The sequence below is a fragment of the Candidatus Nomurabacteria bacterium genome, from assembly GCA_023898605.1.
Taxonomy (GTDB): Bacteria; Patescibacteriota; Minisyncoccia; order Phycocordibacterales; family UBA9973; genus HK-STAS-PATE-34.
On the sequence record CP060230.1, the window covers coordinates 176,736 to 199,185 of the forward strand.

The 22,450-nt window shown below is 36.7% G+C and carries 24 protein-coding genes; 3 read left to right on the forward strand and 21 right to left on the reverse strand.

What is annotated here, in order from left to right; translation table 11 throughout:
- The first annotated feature begins 109 nt into the window (after window positions 1-109).
- Complete coding sequence (gene prmC, locus H6791_00975; GenBank protein USN94986.1) at window positions 110-832, forward strand: peptide chain release factor N(5)-glutamine methyltransferase; 723 nt, start codon at window positions 110-112, stop codon at window positions 830-832.
- Between the two features lies 1 nt (window position 833).
- Here the strand turns inward: prmC and H6791_00980 are convergent, their stop codons facing one another.
- The 21 genes from H6791_00980 to H6791_01080 all read right to left on the reverse strand — a co-directional run bounded on the left by H6791_00980 (window position 834) and on the right by H6791_01080 (window position 20,186).
- On the reverse strand, window positions 834-1,814 hold the full coding sequence (locus H6791_00980) for a PCRF domain-containing protein (protein USN94987.1): 981 nt from the start codon (window positions 1,812-1,814) through the stop codon (window positions 834-836).
- Between the two features lie 48 nt (window positions 1,815-1,862).
- The gene (locus tag H6791_00985; GenBank protein ID USN94988.1) at window positions 1,863-2,126 is read right to left on the reverse strand and encodes a type B 50S ribosomal protein L31; all 264 of its coding nucleotides are present in this window, start codon (window positions 2,124-2,126) and stop codon (window positions 1,863-1,865) included.
- Window positions 2,127-2,171: 45 nt separating this feature from the next.
- Entirely contained in the window at window positions 2,172-3,560 is a 1,389-nt protein-coding gene (locus tag H6791_00990; protein ID USN94989.1) for a lytic murein transglycosylase, read from the reverse strand.
- A complete protein-coding gene (locus H6791_00995; protein USN94990.1) occupies window positions 3,550-4,182 on the reverse strand; it encodes a 50S ribosomal protein L25 in 633 nt (210 codons plus the stop codon). Before H6791_00995 ends, H6791_00990 begins: the two co-directional genes overlap by 11 nt.
- A 41-nt stretch (window positions 4,183-4,223) precedes the next feature.
- A complete protein-coding gene (locus H6791_01000; protein ID USN94991.1) occupies window positions 4,224-5,972 on the reverse strand; it encodes an FAD-binding oxidoreductase in 1,749 nt (582 codons plus the stop codon).
- Window positions 5,973-6,018: 46 nt separating this feature from the next.
- Entirely contained in the window at window positions 6,019-7,017 is a 999-nt protein-coding gene (locus tag H6791_01005) for a hypothetical protein (protein USN94992.1), read from the reverse strand.
- Window positions 7,018-7,487: 470 nt separating this feature from the next.
- Window positions 7,488-9,251 (reverse strand): alanine--tRNA ligase, encoded by a 1,764-nt coding sequence (locus H6791_01010; GenBank protein ID USN94993.1) that lies wholly within the window; start codon window positions 9,249-9,251, stop codon window positions 7,488-7,490.
- A 63-nt stretch (window positions 9,252-9,314) separates the two neighbouring features.
- Window positions 9,315-9,722 (reverse strand): hypothetical protein, encoded by a 408-nt coding sequence (locus H6791_01015; GenBank protein USN94994.1) that lies wholly within the window; start codon window positions 9,720-9,722, stop codon window positions 9,315-9,317.
- 43 nt (window positions 9,723-9,765) lie between these two features.
- Window positions 9,766-10,185, reverse strand: coding sequence for an EamA family transporter (locus tag H6791_01020; GenBank protein USN94995.1), 420 nt, complete (start codon window positions 10,183-10,185; stop codon window positions 9,766-9,768).
- Between the two features lie 4 nt (window positions 10,186-10,189).
- Complete coding sequence (locus H6791_01025; protein USN94996.1) at window positions 10,190-10,672, reverse strand: MgtC/SapB family protein; 483 nt, start codon at window positions 10,670-10,672, stop codon at window positions 10,190-10,192.
- A gap of 16 nt (window positions 10,673-10,688) precedes the next feature.
- Entirely contained in the window at window positions 10,689-11,834 is a 1,146-nt protein-coding gene (mnmA, locus tag H6791_01030; GenBank protein ID USN94997.1) for a tRNA 2-thiouridine(34) synthase MnmA, read from the reverse strand.
- Window positions 11,803-12,357, reverse strand: a complete 555-nt coding sequence (locus H6791_01035) for a 3'-5' exonuclease (protein USN94998.1) — start codon at window positions 12,355-12,357, stop codon at window positions 11,803-11,805. The genes mnmA and H6791_01035 overlap by 32 nt, the downstream gene beginning before the upstream one ends.
- A 9-nt stretch (window positions 12,358-12,366) precedes the next feature.
- On the reverse strand, window positions 12,367-13,320 hold the full coding sequence (gene mltG, locus H6791_01040) for an endolytic transglycosylase MltG (GenBank protein USN94999.1): 954 nt from the start codon (window positions 13,318-13,320) through the stop codon (window positions 12,367-12,369).
- A 2-nt stretch (window positions 13,321-13,322) separates the two neighbouring features.
- Complete coding sequence (locus tag H6791_01045) at window positions 13,323-14,576, reverse strand: hypothetical protein (GenBank protein USN95000.1); 1,254 nt, start codon at window positions 14,574-14,576, stop codon at window positions 13,323-13,325.
- A gap of 24 nt (window positions 14,577-14,600) precedes the next feature.
- The gene (locus H6791_01050; GenBank protein USN95001.1) at window positions 14,601-15,170 is read right to left on the reverse strand and encodes a hypothetical protein; all 570 of its coding nucleotides are present in this window, start codon (window positions 15,168-15,170) and stop codon (window positions 14,601-14,603) included.
- Complete coding sequence (locus H6791_01055; protein USN95002.1) at window positions 15,160-16,185, reverse strand: hypothetical protein; 1,026 nt, start codon at window positions 16,183-16,185, stop codon at window positions 15,160-15,162. The genes H6791_01050 and H6791_01055 overlap by 11 nt, the downstream gene beginning before the upstream one ends.
- A gap of 131 nt (window positions 16,186-16,316) precedes the next feature.
- The gene (locus H6791_01060) at window positions 16,317-16,703 is read right to left on the reverse strand and encodes a hypothetical protein (GenBank protein ID USN95003.1); all 387 of its coding nucleotides are present in this window, start codon (window positions 16,701-16,703) and stop codon (window positions 16,317-16,319) included.
- A 135-nt stretch (window positions 16,704-16,838) separates the two neighbouring features.
- Complete coding sequence (locus H6791_01065) at window positions 16,839-17,921, reverse strand: site-2 protease family protein (GenBank protein USN95004.1); 1,083 nt, start codon at window positions 17,919-17,921, stop codon at window positions 16,839-16,841.
- Window positions 17,922-17,923: 2 nt separating this feature from the next.
- Window positions 17,924-18,478: a ribosome recycling factor gene (gene frr / locus H6791_01070; GenBank protein ID USN95005.1), complete on the reverse strand. Its 555-nt coding sequence runs from the start codon at window positions 18,476-18,478 to the stop codon at window positions 17,924-17,926.
- 54 nt (window positions 18,479-18,532) lie between these two features.
- Entirely contained in the window at window positions 18,533-19,171 is a 639-nt protein-coding gene (locus tag H6791_01075) for a hypothetical protein (GenBank protein ID USN95006.1), read from the reverse strand.
- 1 nt (window position 19,172) lies between these two features.
- Window positions 19,173-20,186, reverse strand: coding sequence for a rod shape-determining protein (locus tag H6791_01080; protein USN95007.1), 1,014 nt, complete (start codon window positions 20,184-20,186; stop codon window positions 19,173-19,175).
- 83 nt (window positions 20,187-20,269) lie between these two features.
- Here H6791_01080 and H6791_01085 point away from each other — a divergent pair, with 83 nt between their 5' ends.
- Together H6791_01085 and H6791_01090 are read left to right on the forward strand one after the other, a co-directional pair.
- Window positions 20,270-22,168, forward strand: a complete 1,899-nt coding sequence (locus H6791_01085) for a hypothetical protein (GenBank protein USN95008.1) — start codon at window positions 20,270-20,272, stop codon at window positions 22,166-22,168.
- 4 nt (window positions 22,169-22,172) lie between these two features.
- A complete protein-coding gene (locus tag H6791_01090) occupies window positions 22,173-22,436 on the forward strand; it encodes a 30S ribosomal protein S21 (GenBank protein USN95009.1) in 264 nt (87 codons plus the stop codon).
- Window positions 22,437-22,450 lie beyond the last annotated feature (14 nt).

The following is a 22,450-nucleotide window of genomic DNA, read 5'->3' on the forward strand; positions in this document are numbered from 1 at the left end:
TGCTTTGTGCGGGGCAGATAGTCGCCCACTCAAAAGCAGTATGAAAGAATATAACAATTTTCCGATTTATTTGCAATTATAGAAAGAAGGGCTATTATGATCATGGTTTATGAAAGACAATCTAAAACAAGAAATTGCGTGGCTTTTACGTGATAAATACAACGGAATAGTTGGAGAAGAGTTCGAACAAGACACAAAAAGACTAGAGAAAGGTGAACCTCTGGCCTACGTTATAGGTTGGGTACCGTTTTCTGGTACCCAAATATATCTTGACTCCAAGCCCCTTATTCCTAGGCCTGAAACTGAATTTCTAGTAGAAACTATTTCAAAAAACATACCTCAAGAAAAATCTTCAGTTCTGGACTTATGTGCTGGATCTGGTTGTATAGGTATAGCTCTCGCAAAAAAGTTTCCATCTACAAACATAGACTTTGCCGAAATTGATGAAAATCATCACAAAACAATACAAAAAAACCTAAAAGAAAACCAAATACAAAACAAAACAAATATATTTGGTGGAAATCTATTTGAAAATATAGACAAGAAGTATGACATCATAGTCACAAATCCACCGTACATAGATAGTAGTCTAGACAGAGTTCCAGATTCTGTACTAAACTACGAACCACACATCGCACTCTTTGGAGGTAAACAAGGCATGGAAATAATAGAAAAAATACTAAACGAGTACAAAAACTATCTAAACGATGGAGGGATACTATACCTAGAGCATGAACCAGAACAAACAGAAATCATATCTCGGTTTTCTGGTTTTGAGAAAACTATCAAAGACCAGTTCGATGTAGATAGATTTTCTATTTTTAGAAAGTAGATTATTCCTCGTCTTCGTCTCCTACTTCACCGCTTTGTATGGCATCTAGGATTTTGTCTATGTTTCCAGACATGATACTTGGCAAGTTTGACCAAGATTGTTTTATTCTGTGATCAGTAACTCTGTCTTGTGGGAAGTTATATGTACGGATTTTCTCGCTTCTGTCCCCTGTTCCGATTTGAGCTTTTCTCTCTCCAGCATATTTTTTTGCTTCTTCTTCCTCTTTTAGTTGTTCTAGTTTAGAAATCAAGATAGACATAGCTCTTTCTCTGTTCTTGAGCTGGCTTCTCTCTGCAGTAGATCGAACATCTATACCAGTGGGTTTGTGGATTATACGTACAGCAGTTTCAACTTTGTTGACGTTTTGTCCACCAGCACCACCAGACTTTGAATACTCCATTTCCAAGTCTGAGGGATTTATTTCTATTTTTGTTTTTTTCCTTATCGGCAAGATTGCAACAGTAACTGTCGAAGTATGCACTCTACCGTTTTTTTCTGTTTCTGGAATTCTCTGAACTCTGTGTACGCCAGTTTCAAATCGTAGATTTTTATAAATATCTTTTCCTCTCATTTCAAACACAACTTCCTTGTACCCACCAACTTCACTCTGTGATTCATCAACCTTGGAATAGTTCCAACCTACTTTTTCTGCATAACTTGTATACATAGCGGCTAGCTCTGCTGCAAAAAGAGACGCCTCATCTCCACCCGCACCAGCTCTTATTTCCATGATTATCTCGTTTGGAAAAGCTTCTTCTTCTTTCTCACTTTTCCATATTTCTTCAATCTGATTTTTTATAGAATCTATTTGTGTGTTTAGATTGCCCTTTTCTTCATCAACCATGTCTTTCATGTCTTCGTTTTGAGAAAGCAAAACATCGAGCTCAGTAAAAGCTCGAGTTAATCTCTCATATTCACTAGCCAAAAACGCTGTTTTTGGATTTTCTTTTGCTTCCTCTATGTTGAAATTTTCGTTTTCCATAAAAATAGACAAGGAGCATTGCCTAAACAATGCTCCTAGAAAAGGTATTTATTTTTTTGCAGATTCTGCTTGCTTTTGGAGTTTCTTGAATCTTTCTACTCTACCAGCTGTGTCGAGAACCTTCTCGTTTCCTGTATAGAATGGGTGAGAAGAGCTTGAGATTTCTACTTTGTATAGAGGATATTCTTTTCCATCACCTTTGTACTTACCTGTTTCTTCTGTCTTTATACTAGACATGATCAAATACTGCTCAGAGTTTCCTGAGTCCTCAAAAATCACGTATCTAGCGTCTGGATGTATATCTTTTTTCATACTGGGCTTTATGCTATCACAGTTTTATGAACCTTTCAAGGGCTATTAGATTCCCTCGATTATATCGATATTGGCCTGTATAGCAGCTGCTTTTGCCATAACCTGATTACCGTAAAATGTGTTTGGAGGACTTTTTGTGTCGCAAACTCGGCCAGAATAATATCTACAAGCAGCGTTTCTCTCGGCTGTATAGGTCTGAGCTCCAGCGCCTAGGTCTTGCAAATACATAGAAGTAGCAGTTATGGCGTGATAAGGAATCCATGGGTCAGCAACAGCAGCTCCTACAGAAGCGGCTATTCTGTTCTCAAAGATTTTCCATGTAGAAGGTATAAACTGTGATGGCCCCATAGCACCACCGTACCCTACTCCTCCTATAGGACAAGAAACTGGTGTGTTATAAGGATCTCTACCGGTTTTAGCTGTTATGTCCAAGAAAGGTGTAACGTCTCTGGTTGGCTTCATAACGTTTGCAAATGGTGTTCCTGTGTTTTTACCAACTCCAGAACCAGTTACAGGGTCTTTTAGATAACAAGAACCGATATTTGCTCCGTATGCTGATTCCTGTTCAAGTATCGCAAGCACAAGAGCTGGTCTAACGCCTGTTGTTTTAGAAGCAAGATTTGCATAGTCTAGGGCATCTCCAAACGGTATCGCAGCAGTGTCACGAAGTGAGAATAGCGCAGCACGAAGTTGTGCAGCTCTAGCTTGTCTCTCTGAAAGGATTTTCTGATATTCTGATTCTTTGTTTTTACTTATAGAAAGAAGTTTTTGTTTTTCTGATTCACTCAACTCTATCTGTTTCTTGGACTGTTCTAGTTCATACTTGGCATCTAGTTCAGCGTTTTGTTTTTCTTGTAGACTTTTCTTTTCTATTTCTGTTTTGCTTTTTACGTTTTGTAGATTGTCTAGAGAATCCTTGAGAGCGACTCTTATACTCGCATAAGAATCGTTGTCTGAATAATACTCAGAAAGAGACTCGTCACCCAAAATTATGTGTAGAATTGTCGTATCTTTGTATTCGTTTGTTTTGCGAAGTAGTTCTGCAATAGAAGACTCCTCTCTTCTTATTTCTTCTTCTAGAGAAACTATAGTCGAGTTTTTCTGAGATATGTCTTTGGATATATTGTTTATAGCGATAGTTTTTGCTTTTACTTCTGCTTTTGCTTTCTCGATTTTGGAAGTTAGGACATTGATTTCACCTGTTATGCTTCCAGATTCTTTTTTCTGTGTAGAAAGAGTATTTTCCCATTCAGCAATTTCTTTCAAAAGAGCGTTGTATTCTGCTTCTAGTTTTGCTCTTTCGGCTTCTTGGGTTGATGTAGCTTTGACATGATTTGTTATGTCAAAAATATTTGGCAAAACCAAAGAGGCAAGGATCATGATTCCCGCCACTTTTGGAATGAATTTTATAGAATTGTGAAGATTACTCTTCATTTTCGACATCTTGTTTACCTTTAGATTCTACCTCAATCTGTGATAAATCGACATCTGTACTAGTCTCTTCTGATTCTTCTTCTTGTTTCGAAATTGAGGCGATTATATCCTCGTCACTGTGCATATGAGACACACCTTTTGGAAGCTTTATATCGCCTACGCTTATGTGTGAATCTACACTAGCTAGTGAAGATATATCTACCATTATCTCATGTGGAAGATCTTTTGGAAGACCTGATATGTTCATATCGTGCATAACCTTTACCAAAACTCCTTCTCCAGCCCTTACTGCAGGAGAAACTCCTTCAAATTCAAGAGGAATAGAAACCTCGATAGGTTTATTCATATCTACTACCAAAAAATCGACGTGTGCTGGTGTATTTCTAACTGGATCAAACTGAACATCATGTATTAGAACATCTAGTTCTTTTCCGCCGTCATTTAGCTTTATAGTTGTGGATTCTCCAGCTTCAGCAAAAATCTTGTTGAATTCAGTCTGTTTTACTGAAATACTCTTTGTTTCTTTGCCTTGACCATAATAAATAGCTGGAATATATCCTTGTTTTAGAAGAGCATCTCTCTTCTCATTTGTTCTTTCTTTTGCTTCTATTGTTACTGTCATATGGGGCTATTATACCCGAAAAACCCCTTATGGTCAAAGACTCAAGAAGAGTGGGCGTTTGTCACTCCAAAAGTCATATGATCCTTGAAAAACTCCATATTTGTTCTGACTTTTTTGTTTGGATTGAATATATTTTGTGGATCAAATATATCTTTTGTTTCTTCGAAAAGATTGATGACTTCTCTGTCGTACATCATAGATAGATACGGTGTTCTAACGATACCGTCGTTGTGCTCTGCCGTTATAGATCCTCCGTATGACAAAACGAGTTTATAAACCTTGTCAGAAAGTTCCAAAACCACATCTTTGAGCGTTGGATCTTTTGGATCTACAAGAGGAATTATGTGGAAATTTCCGTTTTCAGCGTGGCCTGCGATTGTGTAAACAAGATTTGGATAAGCCGCAACGAGCTCATTGACCTTGGGCAAGAATTCAGAGAGATATTCTGACCTAACAATAACATCGTCGATAAACGGAGCAGTTTTTTTACCCGCAACGTGCTTTCTTAGGAGTGCGAAGCTATCACGTCTCATCTGCCAGTACTTTTCTGCTTCACGAGAAGACTTGGTAACTCTAACTCTTAGGTTTAGATCCTTGATTACTTCTTTTGCTGCTCGAGCTTTTTTGTCTATTTCTTTTTCATCTTTGCCGGCATATTCAGAAAGAATGATAAGTTTTGGAACACCGCCAAAGAGTGTCATCAAAACTTCTGGCAAGAATTCTAGACCGAACTTGAGTGTAGAAAAGAATCCCTTGTTTTTTACAAAATCTTTGAAGAACTTAACTGCCAACCAAAAAGTTTTGTCATCATAAGACTCGATACTTATAGGCCCTGTCGCTAGAAGTCTGTCTACAATCTCACCTATATTGTTGAAATCTTTCAAGAATACAACCATTAGTTTTGATTTTGGAATAGCGTCTACAAGATAAAACTTGATCTTCGTAACAGCACAAAGTGTGCCCTGTGATCCAACAACAAGCTTACATAGATCGAAAACGTCTTCCATCTCGTCGCCACTTTCTGATTTTGTAAGTACATTCCACAAGTAATATCCTGCAGAGTTTTTTGTGACGTTTGGCTTGGCAGCGGCTATAGTTATCTCGTTTGATTTGATAAGTTCATACATTCTTTTGTATATTTCACCCTCTGCTGTTTGTTCTGTGATTTTTTTGTAAAGCTCTCTTCTTGTTATAGGTTTTATTGTATATATATTTCCATCACGCAAAACAACTTCAAGCTCTGCTACATAGTCTTCTGTTTTTCCATAGCGAAGTGTAAGTTCTCCACCAGAGTTATTTCCAACCATACCACCAAGAGCGTTGAGAGACTTGGAGGCTGTGTAGCATGGGAGAAGTAGTCCCTTGTCTTTTGCTAGAGGTTCAAAATCTCGATAATAAACACCTGGGTCAACAACTGTATATCCTGTGACTTTCACTTCTTGTGAGCATGGAAAAACAGGTAGGATTTTTATAGGTTTTTTTAGTTTTTCTATAACATGAACTTTGTTCATGAATCTTGTTGTGTCCAAAACAAAAGATTCCCCCAATGGTCCACCAGACATACATGTTCCAGCGGCTCTCATCGTTATATTGATCTTCTGATCATGAGGAAGATTTCTATTTTGATCATTTATCCATTTTGTGAGGTTCGATACGTCTTCGCTATCTTTTGGAAAAAGAACTATTTGGGGTTTGATAGAAAATATACTTGCATCATGACTGTATTTCTCCAATGTTTCATCTGAATTTTCTATGTCACCTTTCCAAAACTTTTTTATTTCTTGAATCATAAAATGAATTATATCATGCAAATTTTCTAAAATAAAAAGCTGGTTTTTACCCAGCTTTGTTGTGAAAACTTTCTCGAAAGATTTCATAATTTTCGACAATCCAATCGTCATCTTTTGTCCAACTATCCACGTTTTTTGGCACCAGCTTTTTGAATATAGCCATCATGCCGTTGATTTCAGGAAAGTTAGATGGGTCATTCAACCTACCGTTTTCATCCAAACCATAAAGGGCTACGTGAAGTAATCCTTTTATTTTGGCTCGATAATCACGTGGCAAGAAAAGTTCTCCTTTTGAAACGGTATTTCTGATACCAATTCCATTAATGCTCGCGCCGTGGTTTTTTGTTAGATCAATTACTTTTGTTTTCCTTTCGGAAATCGTAAATCCCTGATTTCTAACAAAACCAAGTATTGCTTTTCTTTTTCTTTTGCCAAATGGCTCTGGTGAAGAGAAGATCAAGTCGTCTCCCATCCTAGAGTATCTGGCATTATATTTATGCGCCAATAAAGCAAGATATATATCGAGCTTATAATGAGCATATATATTGAAAAGCCAAGGAGAAACAGGAAGCCCCTCTGCAAGAGTCATGTTCGGATCAGTACAATACAAAATCATAGATATAGTCCAATCGATTACTGGATTAATCCCATTAATTTGGCAAAATATTTCAACGTAAATACTTGCTTCAATAAGATCCATACTATGATATGCAGACTTTAGATCTGTAACAAACCAGTGTCTAGGGTAAAACTTTCTGTTTTCTTTGTGATGCTGAAGGGCGGCAATGGGTGGAGTACTGATTCCCTTTATCCACTGATATGCATAAGGAAGATTCTTTTTATTGTAAACCGGGCTCAATACTTCTTTCATGATATCGTGCATGATTCGAAGAGTTTCGTTTGGTTTACATATAACCCTAACTTTTCTTTTACCAGAAGAAGAATATGTGACTATTTCTTCTGTTTTATAACCTGGTAAAGGACTTTTGTTTTGTAGTAAAAAATGATCGGTTGGAAAATCAATTGATAATTGTTTTTCCGACATTGTTAATTTTCTATTTATTTGACATCTTTATATAAAAAAATAATGTTCATGTCAATTTATAAAAAAGTCCGTGCATTGCACGGACTTTGAATGAGTTGTGGTACCCTTGTAGAAAATTTTAGATTAGTTTTGTTTGCTTTGTTTTGTTTTTTTGGCTTTAGGCGAAAAAACTCATCAGATTTCGTCTTTCGTCATAAAATCACGTTAAAGACTAATCTTTGTGAATTGTCATTGCAAATCTCATTTCTAAGATTTACTACTCTGGACATCGATCCAGATATTTTGATTGATTGGCTTTAGCCAAAAAAACAAAACTACCTATGATTTAATCTCCCTTCAAAATATACAAAACTATTACTAAAAGATTCAAGGTACCACGTCACCGAGATTCGCCTCTGGTGAAAATATCTTTTTCATATTGATTGTAATTATAAATAAAAATATTTGCAAATATTTTTTCCACTTTTATCCTACTCCAAAATTGCCTTTATTCTCCTGACTCCAGCAGACGATGCTTCTTCTTTTTTTATCTTGAAGACCTTGGGCGTCCCATCGGAATTGGCCCCTAGTTCACCAGTGTTTTCTACGTGAGGTCCACCACAAAACTCTATGCTATATGGATTTCCATTTTCGTCTTCTATAAAGTAGACCGATACTATATCTGGATATTTCGCGCCAAACTCCATTTCTGCGCCAAGTTTTTCTGCTTCCTCTTTTGGCATTTCTCTTTTTATAACCTTGTATTTCTTCTGTATTGCTTCATTCACCAATCTTTCTACCTCTTTCTTTTCTTCGTCTGTCATCTTGCGATCAAACGCAAAGTCCATCCTTAGTCTATCTTCTGTTATGTTTGAACCTTTTTGTTTTACCTCATGCCCCAACACTTCCTGAAGTGCTTTTAGTAGGAGGTGGTGAGCAGTGTGAAGCTTTATGGTTTGTGGTTCATGGTTTACTAGACCGCCCTTAAACATACCAGCCGAAGAACTTTGCGAAAGATCTTTGTGTTCTTTCATTTTGTTTTCGAAATCTGTCATATCTACAGACACACCTTTTTCTTTTGCGAGTTCAAGTGTCATTTCGATAGGAAAACCGTATGTTGTAAAAAGAGTAAATGGATCTGTTCCCTTCTCAAACTCTTTTAGTCCAGCCGATAGAGTTTCTCTAAACTTTGTTTCTTCTTTTTGTATAACTTCTTTTATTTTTACAAGGTCTATATTCTCGTATATATCACCGTATAGATGAACAAATTCTTCTACTATTTCCAGAAGCGCTCCTTCTCTCATGCCAATCTTTTCGCTTATCCTAACAGCTCTTCTTATAAGTCTTCTTAGTATGTACCCTCGTTCATTGTTAGATGGTAGAACTCCATCAGATATAAGAAACATCGCAGTTCTAGCATGGTCGGCTATTATCCTTTTTGAAGAAAGGTCGTCAACACTTGTCATAGACTCTATCTTTTCAAAAACTTTTTCAAACAAGTCTGTATCATAAACACTTCTTTTGTTTTGTACGGTTGCAAGAAGTCTCTCGAATCCCATACCAGTATCTATACCCAGAGTTTCTGACTTTGTAAGTTTTGCTTCACCTTTGTCTAGTTTTTCTCTAGAACCGTCGCACATATACTCGTTGAAAACGATATTCCAAACTTCCACATCTTCACCAGCTGCGTTTTTACAATATATTTCTGTTGTCGGTCCACATGGTCCACTATCTCCAGTTGGTCCCCAGAAAACATCTTCTCCATCTTCTCTTATGTCTTTGATTCCAAGTTCAAGCCATATATCGTGCGACTCGGTATCTTTTGGAACAAAGTCATTGCCACGGAAGTAAGTAACATAAGAAATCTCTAAACCAAGCTCTTTTGTGATAAAGTCATGTGCGTAGACTATAGCTTCGCGTCTTCCATAACCACCCTTGGGCGAGGCAGACTCGCTGGGCCTATAGCCAAAAGAAAAGTTTCCGAGCATTTCGAAGAAAGTAAGGTGTGTAGAGTCTCCTACTTCTTCTATATCGCCTGTTCTTACGCATTTTTGGATACTAACTACGTTTTTTGACCCGAAGTCTTTGGTAGCGTCGTCTGGATGACTATAATAGAGCTTGAATTGTTGCATCCCGGCTGTTGTAAACAAAACAGTAGGATCAGCCTCTGGGACTAGAGAAGAAGACGGTATCCTCTTGTGACCCTTGCTGAAAAAGTATGCCAAGAACTTCTGTCTTATGTCGCTTGAATTCATGTGACTAAAATATAGCGTATTTTGGCAAAATAAAAAAGCACCCCTATGAGGGGGCTTGTTAAGTTATTCCAAAGATCGCATTGGTTTAGAGAATCTTTTTCTGTTGAGAGATTTCTCCACAACTCTTGAAAGCTCTGTGTTCGATAGTCTCAACATCTCTTCCACATCTTTCCGATTCTCATCCTTGATTATCATCCCCCTACGACGAAGAATTTCTTCCCAATACCGGATCTTTATACGAGACCCGCTACTTAACCTCGTGAGCACGTTGTAATCAGGATTGAAAATTTGATTGATTCTCTTCCTTCTCCATCTTTCTATCAAACCAACTGAATCAGGATCTACATTCTGAAGAAGTCGACCTCCGTCTTCTCCTATGAACCTCGTTTTTGCAAGGATGGGAGTAACACGTGAGAGAAGATGAACGTGCCATAAGAATAAGACACATTCCAAAGGTTTATTAGTTATCATACGGTACTAGTTTTTCCTCATACTAGCACAAAGAATAGAGATTCTAAAGTGCGATAAGTATAGCTCCGCCTAGAACCAAAAGTGCTCCTATAACAGACTTTATAGTAAGGGTTTCTCCCAAGAAAAGTGCTGCAAATATGATAGCAAAAACAACAGAGGTTCTGTCTAGTGCAACAACAGGAGAAACGCTCCCATCTCTGATCGCGATAAAATAAAAGAGCCATGACAATGCTCCAGCTATACCAGACAGGAGTATAAAAACCCAAGTTCTAGACAATCCAAATATGTCTCCTATCATATTTATTTTTCCAGTAAACAAAACCACCCCCACAAGAAAAAGCGCCATAACAACAGCTCTTACAGCAGTAGCAAGAGTTGTATCTACATCTTTTAGACCAATTTTTGCAAATATAGAAACAAGAGCAGCAAAGACGGCAGAAAGTATCGCATAGACTACCCACATAAAATCATTCTTGATTATCTATTTTTTCTTTTTTCTTGTATCTTTTTGACCTACGTACGATTTCTTCCAAGAACCAAAGTGCGATAAATATAAATAGTGTGAGTATTGTTCCCAAAAATGCCAAGTAGAAAAGTCCAAATCCAGAAGCAACTCCTATAGCAGCGGCAACCCATATACTAGAAGCAGTTGTTACTCCGACAACATGATCGCCTTTGACGAGTATTAGTCCAGCTCCGAGAAATCCTATACCAGCAACGACTTGGCTCGCCACACGGAGATAGTCTCCATCAAAAAACTGACCGTACTTACCGATTATTGTTTCAGATATGATTATGAAAAGTGCTGCTCCCATAGAAACAAGAGAATACGTTCTCATGCCAGCTGTCTTGTGAGCATAGAGTCTCTCTGTACCAACAGCGATACCACAGACAAGTGCTACGGCCAATCTCATAAAAATATCTATTTCACCTAAAGCAAAGTTTTCCATATAGATATTTTATAAATTAAACAGAAATTATTCCACCACCTTTGCACACATTTTTTTCATACACCACCATGGACTGTCCACTAGATAGTAGTGGCCTTTCAACGTCGAGCGTGAAAATTGTAGATTTATCACTTTCTTTTTTAGACAAACATTTTGCTTTGTAAATCTTGCCATGATAACGAAACTCTACATCATACTTTTCTCCGACAGAAAATCCACCAGAAAGTTCGTTGCAAGCTTTGACCAAAACTAGTTTTCTTTCGTCCATCTTTTCAAGACCATAAGAAGACAAGTCTTCAAATATAGTTCCGCTTCCCCATTTTACTTTTGGATAAGGTGAGACTGTTATTGTGTTTTTTTCTATATTTTTATCTACAACATATAAAGGTGAGGAGTTTGGAGAAGGTTTGTCTAGAGTAAATCCATGTCTTTCTCCCATCGTATAAAATATCGCTCCGTCATGAGAGCCGATTTTGTTTCCTTCTGTGTCTAGAACATCTCCACTAGAAGCCTCTACAAATCTAGATAGAAAATCTTTCATATCTATCTCTCCCAAGAAGCAAACACCCTGACTATCTTTTTTCTTTGCAGTATGTAGTCCTATTTTTTCTGCGATTTTTCGAACTTTAGTTTTTTTTATGCCACCTATTGGAAAAATTATATCTTTTAGTTTGTCTTGGCTTATCTTCCACAAGAAATAGGACTGATCTTTTGCTTTGTCGAGTCCTCTTATTAGTTTTTCGTTCTTTATATCGGCATAGTGACCAGTAGCTACCATCGCACCGTTTGATTTTGCAAAATCATAAAAAACACCAAACTTAACTTCTTCGTTACACAAAACATCTGGATTTGGAGTAAGTCCTAACTTGTATCCTTCGATCATCACCTCTCCTACTTTTTGTTTGTATGCCTCTTCTGCGTCAAACTCTAAAAACGGTACACCTAGTCTTGCACATACGCGCATAGCATCTCGTCTATCATCCTTCCAAGAACAAGAAATAAAATCTGGATGCCAAGTACGGATAAAAACGCCGGTTACGTCATAACCAGCTTTTTGTAGTAGATATAGAGAAACAGACGAGTCTACTCCACCAGAAACACCAATAAAAACTTTTTTGCCTACTGTTTCTTTATTGCTTTTTTTCGTTAATAATTTTTTCATAAAGTTCTGCTAGAACCCTAGCATCAGAAAGTGCAGTATGTGCCTTTTTGTTATTTATACCATAGTGTTCACACAAAGACCTGAGTGAATATCGCAAGTCATCCTTGTGGTGAAGCTTGGCAAAAGCAACAGAAATAGAGTCTATCCTAGGATAGTGCATAAGAGAAGTAATTCCTGTTTTTTTGAAAGCCTTGTCTATAAATGCCGCATCAAAAGAAAGGTTGTGAGTTACCATAATCGCATCTTTTGTTTTATCGACAAATATTTTCATAGCTGTTTCGAGGTCATGTGCAAAAAGCCAGTCAGCCTCGTTGTAACCGTTTATTCTCAAACTTTGTGGATCTGCATCTTGTATTCTTTCTGGTTTGATCTTGATCTCTACTTCTTCTAGAACTTCGAGCTTTATATCGTCACCATCCCAAGACTGTTTTGCCAAAACTATACCTATTTCAATAAGCTCGTGTTTGTCAAAATCGAGACCAGTAGTTTCTGTATCTATAAATGCCAAATTGTGTTTTTTCATAACTATTTTCTAAAGATAAAGGTCTTTGTTACGCTTGTGCTCTTCAAAGTCCTTGCCGTAGTGTATATTACCATCTTTGTCGTGCAAGTAGTAAAGATACGGAGATTCTACTGGGAAAAGAGCTGCTTCTATCGATTCTAATCCGGGATTTGTTATAGGAGACGGCGGAAGACCCCTGTTCTCGTATGTATTCCACGGTTCATCTATATCTAGGTCAGACAAGGTCAAGCTATCACTTCCCTTGCCATGATAAACCAAGAAAGGCGCGTCGACTTGAAGTGCCATACCGATTCTTATCCTTTTCCAGAGTATGCCAGAGACAATTGGTCTTTCTTCTCCAAAATTTGTTTCTAGCTCTATGATGGACGCCATTGTTAGGATTTCGTTTTCTGTTTTGTCTCCAAGTATTTCTGGAGTAAACAAATCTTTTGTTTTCTTGTCGAAGTTTTCCAACATAACTTCCAATATATCTTCTTCGTTAGATTCTGGATCTACAAAATATGTGTCTGGAAAAAGTCTTCCTTCATAACTTTGTGAAATAGAAAAGAAATTTTCTTTGTCAAAGTTTGGAAGAGATTTTTCAAATGCTTCTCCTATTTCGATAAAAGTATCACCCTCTTTGATAACAACCTTGGTTGAGTTTCTTTGTAGAAGATTATGACTTATATAGTAAGAGAGTTTTATTGTGTTCAGTGGCTGATTTATAGTGTAACTACCAGATTGTATAGACTTTTCTTTGCCAAAAATTTTCAGGAATACTAGAAAAACATACTTTTCTCTTATAACACCTATTTCTTCCAGGTCTTGTCCAACACTATACAGACTCTCGCCACTTTCTATAGAAAATTCTTTTGGATAATCAAAAAAATCTTTTGGCATACAAACCAAGAAGAGAAAAGCTATAACAGAAAGTAGTAGAAAAGAAGCAAAAACCTTTTTCTTGTGCGTAAGAATAAATTTCATATTTATATAGGTAGGTTAGCAGGAGGAGCAGATTTTTGTGACTCTATCCTATCGACAGTTGGAGTTGCAGCGACTCTACCCGGTATATGGAATATAGTTGCAAGTTCTTCTGTTGTTAGAACAAATGGAGTTCTGTGTGCAGGATGATAGAAATATGCTCTTTGCTTGTAAAGTTCAAGCATAATTGTTTTTTTAAGAGATGCACCCTTTCCAGAAAAGTCTTGCCAAGGATAATCAAAAGTTGTAAAATTTGACGGTTTAAAACCATTTAAAGATTCTGAGTTGTATTGTCTAACAACACTTGTGAGAGCTGGTATAACACTTGGATCAAACTTATCCTTAGCGGTGATATATAGGATTCTCATACCAGTATCAAATCCGGGTTTGTCGGCTGCTCTTTCTAGAGCGTTTATGATATTTTCTTCACCTTTTGTTAGTTTGAATTCGCTTCTTGCAGCCTCTCCTTCTCCTATCTTTCTAACACCCTTGCTCAAGAGTTCGTTCTTTAGTCTCTCGGTTTCTTTTTGCCATTTTTGTTTTGCGAGATATCCATCTTTGGTTGAATCTTTCTTATCTTTGTCGAATCTTTCCCAGTTAGACGGTCTTACCAGAATCTGAAACCATAATTGTTCACCTTCTTTTAGTGAACCGAAAAATTCAATCATAGGAGTTATCGGGTCTATCTTTTCCTCTTCTTCTAGGCTTCCTGTAGCTCTATCGAGACCGTAATCTACGTATGTTTTTATCGGATAGGCATCGTTTTTTGTAAGAGTAAATTCTGTACCTATCATGCTCCATTCACCATTTTTATCATGAGGAGGAACTGCATAAGCATAATCTTCTCGTTCGAAAATCTCTACATTTGGATACTGAGCATACATCTGACTTTCTATAAGTCTTTTGAATTTTCTCTCTGTTCTTATAAAGAATCTGACTTTCCCTTCTATCGAAACGATCTCTAGAGAAAACCATGCTGGCACATTTCCGAGCCAGTATCTTTGGTACCAAGTACCGACGCCCCCAGACTGATAAAGCGCTGTTGTAAAAAATATTTCCATGGCCTGAGGAGATTTACTAACCTCTCTTGGGATAACAAGTTCTAGAAGAACCCAATCGATTTTTGAAATGTATTCTGTTCTGATATATCTAATCCATAAAAACCATGCGAACAAAAGTAGAGGAATAGTAAGCCAAAGCCAATAAAACCTTCCGGCTAAGGCAAAGAAATCAGATGTTAGTGATCCGAAAAATTCCATATATATAAAATTATATCACAGAGATTAGTACTTTACAGGCAAAACGTAAGTGAGTAGTGGATCTTCGTCTGCAACCTGTTGATGAGTGAAAAGTATGTATCCTTCTTTCTCACCACCTGCACCAGTAAATGTAAGGTTCGCTTCAAAATATACCGGACCTGCTGTCATCCAGTCTGTAGTTGTGTTCATTATTGCAGGACTACTTATCTTGTTTCCTGTTTCTAGGTCATAGAGTTCTGCTACGCCAACATTGGCCTCAAACGCACCCCAACCACAACCGTCAGTGTTTCCCTCTATAAGAAGTGGCGAAGTTATAGTTTCTCCTTCTGCCAGATCTTTGAGATAAAATCCGCAAGTACTTGTAGCTTCTGGATATTCTCCAGCGTTTTCTGATGTACTTTTAGAAGAACCTATTTCTTCTATTCTTTTTTCTGTCTCGTTTGTTATTGCTCCGATTGAGTCTTGATCATATATATCATCTACAACCAAAGAGCCATCTTGGAAAAACCCGATAGCTAAAAATACCAAAACAAAACCGACTATTATAAGAATGATGTTTATAAAACCGGATTGTTTGTTTGTATTAGATTGCATGATATAGACCGTTTTTGTCTTTCTTGAAGTATTTTGAGTTTTGTAGATTTACAAGAATAGTGTTTCTTTTTAGATATCTTTCTTTTAGAACTTTTTCTACAACTTCTTCCTTTGTCATAGGACCTTCTTTTACAAGAATTTCTTTTATAACTTCTCTAACTATTCCTGGTTTGTATCCCCAATCAGAAATGCTGTACATACCTCTACCAATCAAAACAAATCTATCGTCTTTGATAAGTTCGTTGTGACATGTAGCTGTGTGACATTTCTTTCCGAAGTCTTTTTGGATAGCTTTTGCTACTTCTGTGAAGTGCATAGGTGAACCATTCTTTCTCATAGTAAGGTATGCGTAGTCCTTGATACCTCTAACTTTGATACCTGAAGAATCAGATTTGCCCCATTCTCCTAGTGGGTTTGCTTTTACTTTCTTAGAGAGAGTTAGCCATCTTTTTGCTATTTCTTCTTTCTTGTATTCTTCTCTTATGTCTTGTAGAGATTCGATAAATCTTTTTACGACGTCGTTTTCAGTTAGAAGTTCTGCGTCGTCTAGAGATGCATATAGTCCTTTTAGTGCTGTGTGGATCTTTTCAGAAAGCCCTTTGTCGATAGTCCATCTTGATCTTAGGTGATCATCTTCTTTGAATTTGTGGAATCTGTCCTCAAGAACTAGATAGAAGTGTATATGATTTTGAACTACAGGATCTTTGGATATGTGGTTTAGTAGATCTTCTTCAGCCACAACTAGACCCATGTCTTTTACTATTCTATGAAGTTCTTCGAAAATACCGTCGAACTCTTTCATTTCTCCACTTTTTCTTATTGAGTTGATAGCGGCATTCTCTATTTGTCTTACTCTTTCTCTTGTAATGCCGTATTTTTGACCTATAGATTCGAGAGTTCTTCTGTCTCCGTCTTCTAGGCCATATCTAGCAACAATAACGTCATAACTCCTGTTTTTTAGGGGTGAAATGATCTTTTTTGTTACTTGCTTTGGTTTAAAACTGATAACTGACATAGGGCTATATATGCTTGATTAAATTTGTATTCTGAAATATTACACTATTTTCAGAATAAGTCAAATATATATAAAACCCCGCCGAGGATACGGCGGGGGTTATGTGCTAGTTAACATTTTTATACAAAGATTTATTGATCTTCCGTGGATAAATAACAGAAGCTGATTAAGCTGTAAGAAAAATATACAAAAGAAAAAGTAAAGAACCTTGCTTCGATTAACTTCTGATTATGATCAGAAGGAATTTTTTCTTTTTGCAAAAAACAAAAACCAATTTTTTGAGAAGAAACCTTACCGGCATTTTGATACAAAGCTAATCCAAAAAGTCCAAAAGCATAAACTCCTGCGTCTTGAAATATAGGAAAAAGTGAGTACACACTCCCGTCAGGATTATATCCACCCCAAATAGAGTAAATATTTCCTCCAACTTTCCACGTATAACAAAAAACAAGGATAATTAAAACTTTTTCTAATTGACTATAATCTGACATAAAACCAGGAAAAAAATCTTTAGACAAATGATATGTTAACAATGTAGTAATAAAACTCAGAAAAAAGTTTTGATTCATTTACAAAGTTTTTTTTGACATTATAACAACTTTATAGTTTTGTCAATATAAAACCCCGCAGAGGATACGGCGGGGGTTTATGGCTTAGAGGGCGATTATGTCCTTGATACTTATGAAAACCATGAGAAGTATGAGGATCAAGAATCCTATAGTATTGACCCACTGGAATATCTTGGGTGGTATTCTTTTCTTGGTTATAGACTCGATTATAACGAATAGTAGTCTTCCTCCATCTAGTGCTGGAAATGGTATCAAGTTTAGTATCACGAGGTTGATAGATATAAGTGCTGTGAAAAATAGGATGTAAGAGAATCCTAGAGAACTGGCCTCGCTTAGAACAGGAACAATACCGATAGGTCCAGATATTGTAGAAAGATCTGTTCCACCGCTAAATATTCCTACGAAACCTTTCCATATTTCTCTAGTTAGTTCGATAGATCTACCAAATCCTTTGTAGAAAGATTCGAAGAATCCATACTTAACAAACTCAAACATACTCATTCCAACTCCTATAACATAAGAAGAGTTATCTTCTCTATATTCTGGAATCACAGAAAACGAAAGTTCTTGTCCTCCCCTTTCTACTGCCAGAAGAATTGGCTTACCAGAAGAGTCTTTGACCGAAGACTGAAACTCACCGACAGTTGGTGTTTCTATAACAGTGTCTTCTATTGTTAGACTTTTTACAACGTCACCAGAAAGTATTCCCGATGTGTATGCTGGAGAGTCAGGAGAAACTTCTGTTATGAGTAGTGAAGCATCGACAGAAGAAGATTCAGATCCATAAGAATAAACTCCGATCATAAATGTAAAAGATAGAAGTATCCAAGCCACGATGAAGTTCATAAACACTCCGGCTAGAAGTGTCGCAGCTTGTGCATACTTGGGCGCTTTTGAGAAACTTCCAACATCTTCTTTTGTATCGCGTTTTTCTCCCCCATCTTCTTCTATATAATTTTCTCCAAATATTTTTACAAAACCTCCAAACGGTATGTAGTTCAGTGTATAAACTGTCTCTCCGCGCCTGAAAAGTGTCACAGCTCTCGGTGGAAATCCGATACCAAACTCGTCTACTCGTATTTTGAAAAACTTAGCAACGATAAGATGCCCAAACTCGTGGACCAAAATCAAGAAGAATAGTACAACGATAAGTAGTAAAACTCCCATGACTAACCATTCATTATGTCGTTCTTTTTCTTATCAAAAATTCCTTCTAGTCCAGAATTTCCAGCGTCTACAGATTTTTGGATATTTTCTTTTGCTCTTTCCCAATCATCTTCTGTCATCGTTTTGTCTTTTTTCATACTGTCTATTTCGCTTATAGCTTTTTCGCGAACTTTTCTGATTGAGATTCTAGCTTCTTCTAGTCTTCCACCTAGGATTTTTACAAGCTTTTCTTTTCCTTCTGTTGTAACTTGTGGAAATATAACTCTCAATCCTTCGTCATCTACAGATGTAGAAAGTCCGAGATCAGAAGAAACGATAGATTTTTCTATTTCTTTTATAAGAGTTTTGTCCCAAGGAGAGATTCTCAGTGTTTTACTATCTTCTATCGATATAGACGCCACATTCTTTACTGGTGTACGTGCTCCATAAGAGTTTACAGAAATACCGTCTAGGATTTGTGGGCTAGCTTTTCCAGTGTGCACAGCACTGTACTCTTTGGAAAGCCAAGCTTCTACTTCTTTTAATTCATTATCAAATTGTTTTATATCAAATGCCATATACAAAAATGTACACTTTTTAGAGAACCTCGGCAAGGTGTTAGTAAAAATTTTCTATTCAATAGAAAGCGAAAGCATTTCTATAAGGTGCTTTCTAGAAGAAAGTCCTTTTTTGAGCATCTTACTTGTTTCAAAAAGTGTTTTTAGATTATCTTCTCGTGGATTTGTCTCGATTATTTCTTTGTAAATATCTTCCATTATGTTTTCTAGTGTGTCTATATCTTCTTCGTATTTTGTAAGCAAATCAATTCTTTCTTTTGGAGAAAGTTTCAGAAAAGAATCTACGATTCTAGAATTTCTTTCTTTTTCGAAAACTGGGAGGCATATCATTCTAGACTGAAGTGTTTCCGATATATAGTCTTTGTTTTTTGTCTGAAGTATCACGATACTGTGACCTTCTAGCTCTTCTACAACTTTTAAAAGCACGTCTTGTGATTCTCTTTTCATCTTGGAGAAACAAAGTAGTCCAACCTTTTTGTAATCTAGATTTATTGGTTTGAGTAAAAGCCAGTTTTTGAAGTTGATCGCGTCTTCTAGGAGAATCTCTTCTTTTTCAAATATAAGAAAATCTTGTGAGAGATCTTTTATAAGACCACTTTCAGAAAGAGATTTTTTTGTATATTCGATAGCGCTGTCTTTGGATCCAGTCAGTATAATTTTGTTGAAGTTTTTTAAAACGTTTTTTAGATCCATTTTATTTTTTAGAGATTATCGCTCTCTTGTATTCGTCTAGGTGCTCTAGTGCAATACCAGTACCAGTAACAACACAATATAGTGGGTTCTCTGCTAGTCTCGCCTTTACACCAGTTTTTCTATATACAAGTTCTGGTAGTCCTCGAAGAAGACTCGATCCACCAGTTAGGATTATACCGTTGTCTATGATATCAGAAGCAAGCTCAGGAGGAGTTTCTTGAAGTACGTCTTTAATCGCTTGGATCATTGTCTTTAGTTCTTTGTCTATCGCTTTTACAACCTCGTTTGTTTTGACAACAGTAGATCTAGGAAGACCTTGGACGTAATCACGACCTTTTATGATAAGAGAAAGTTCTTCTTCTAGAATAACAGCGCTACCAACTCGGATCTTTATCTGTTCTGCGGTTCTATCTCCAATAGCAAGGTTATATGTTTTCTTTATATAGTCTGTGATAGCTTGATCTATTTTGTTTCCTGCACACTTTACAGAAGTTGAAGCAACGATACCTCCTAGAGAAATCACGGCAACGTCAGTTGTTCCTCCACCGATGTCTACAATCATGAACCCTTTTGATTCATATATAGGTATACCAGCTCCGATTGCAGCAAGGATTGGTTCTTTCACAACGTATGCGTTTTTTGCTCCGGCGCGAAGCGCTGCTTCGATAACAGCTCTTCTTTCTGTCGAAGTCACACCAGCTGGAACAGAAATCATCACTTCTGGTTTTAGAAAAGCAAACTTACCCAACGATTTTCTTATGAAATATCGAAGCATTGCTTCAGCAACTTTGTAATCAGCGATAACACCGTCACGCATCGGTCTATACGCCACAATATTATCGGGAGTTCGTCCAATCATGTTCTTGGCTTCTATTCCTATCGCTAAAATGCTATTGTCTGCTTCAGAGACAGCTACAACAGCCGGCTCATTCAGAACAATCCCTTTTTGTGGTACATAAACAAGGGTATTGGCGGTACCTAGGTCGATTCCAAGTTTTCTAGAAAAAATACTCATAAACGAAATATAGCACGATTAGAATAAGACAAAAAACCGCCAAAAACAAGTAAAGTTAGTATAATAAACACATAAAAGCTTCAATGTATACAGTAGACATCATAACCGTAGACAAAAGAAAAGGCTCCGATACACTGAGCTACTTTGGTGACGAATACATAACACCTGGGTCTGTTGTAGAAATACCGATAAGAAACAAGAAGTACCTTGGTGTTGTAGTTTCTAGTAAAAAGGTTTCAGAATCCAAGACAGATATAAAAAGAAGTTCTTTTGCTCTCAAAAAACACGGACCAATAATCAAAGAAGGAATGTATAGCAAGAACTTCATGACTCTCATAGAAAGATTGTCTGAATACTACTTTGTGAATCAAAGCGAAATACTTCCAAATATTATTTTGAAAAACTGCATCAAGAAAGAAGCCTCGAAAGAAGTTTCGACTTCTTCAGAAATAAACGGTGTCGAAGGTGGTCATGGTTTCGTTTTGCAAAGCAAAGACGAAGAAAGATTGCACCACTACAAAAGAGCTATAAGAGAAATGTTCGCCAAAGGCAAATCTGTTATGTTTGTTTGTCCAAAGATACTTTTAGCTGAAAAGTATTTTGAAGAACTAAAGAAAGGTATATCAGAATACTCATTTATATTTCACGGTGATGTTCCAAAGAAAAAACTTCTAACATCTTTTGAAAAAACACAAAAAGAAAAGCATCCTATTTTTATAATCGGGACACCATCACTTTTTTCTATAAAACGAGATGACGTTGGACTTATAATCCTAGACCAAGAAGGCGACAAAAATTATCGCGGTATGACATACCCATATATAGATGCTGTAAAAATGGCAGAGTTTTTCTCCGATATAACTGGTGCGAGACTTATCCTAGGAGATGAACTTATAAGCACAGAGACTCAAGTTTCTCTTCGAGAAGGATATCTATCCGAAGAAAGAAATCTTTCTTACAAGTTTTCAAAAGATATAAGCAAAACCCTTATAGATATGAAAGCAGAAGATTCACTAAGAGGATTCGACGTGCTTTCTACAAAAACAAAAGACCTTCTAAAAAAAGTAGATTCTGGCAAGAAATCAAAAACTCTACTTTATATAAACAGACTAGGACTTTTTACATCTCTTATATGTAAAGACTGCGGTAGTCCAGTCAAATGTCGCATATGTAAAAACAATCTATCGATGGTTGAGTCTCAGAGAAAAGAACGCCAGCACGTTTGTACCAAGTGCGGTTTTAGAGAAAAAGTAACTGAAGACAAATGTCAGAATTGTGATAGTTGGAACATCATGCCTCTCGGCATAGGAAGCGAAAGAGTTTATGAAGAAGCCAAAAAACTTCTAAAAAATACTGAACTTGTTTTGTTCGATAGAAATCACATAACTTCAACCAAAGCTCTAAACGAAAAAATAAAAAAAATAAACGATGAAGACAAAGTTGTAGTCATAGGAACTGATATGAGTTTACAGTTTTTCGAAAAGTTTGATCATGTTGTCATAGTTTCTCTAGATAGTATATTCTCTCAACCTTCTTACAAGATCACAGAGGAAACGATCAGAAGTCTTATAAGAACTCAAAACCTAGCCAAGAAAGAACTCTTGCTCCAAACAAGAAATCCGGACGAGCCTATAATCAAGTCTTTTATGGAGGGATCTTTTGCCAACATATACACAAGTGAAATAAAAGTCAGAGAAAAACTGGACTTCCCTCCTTATTCTAGATTTTTCAAAATAAGCAGAACTGGAGAAAAGATGTTTTTGGACAAAGAAATATCACAGTTTAGACCAAGAGCAGAATACGTGTTTGGAGAATGGATCAGGAAGAGAGGTTTTTTGTACGAATATACTGCAATAATCAAGGTTCAGTGGTCTCCATCGCCCTATAAATACAAGGCTTCGGAAGACATAGATCGCATGATTTGGACTCTTAGAAATGCAGGGTGGGAAGTTGTTTCAGACATCACCAGAATAATCCCCTAGTCTCTTGTCAACAAAGAGCTATTGTGATAGTCTAGAAGGCATGCGAGCAAAACACATAGTAATAGAAAAAAAGGACGGAGAGAATAATTCTTCTATACTTAGAAGATTCTCAAGAAAAGTTAGAGAGTCTAGAATAATCCAAACAGTCAAAGGTGAAAGATACTATTCTAGAAAACCTTCTAAACTAACTCAGAAAGAATCAGCACTCAAGAAACTAGAAAGAAGAAGAACTATAGAAAAGCTAAGAAAACTAGGAAAAGTAGCTTAAGAAACCAAAAAGAG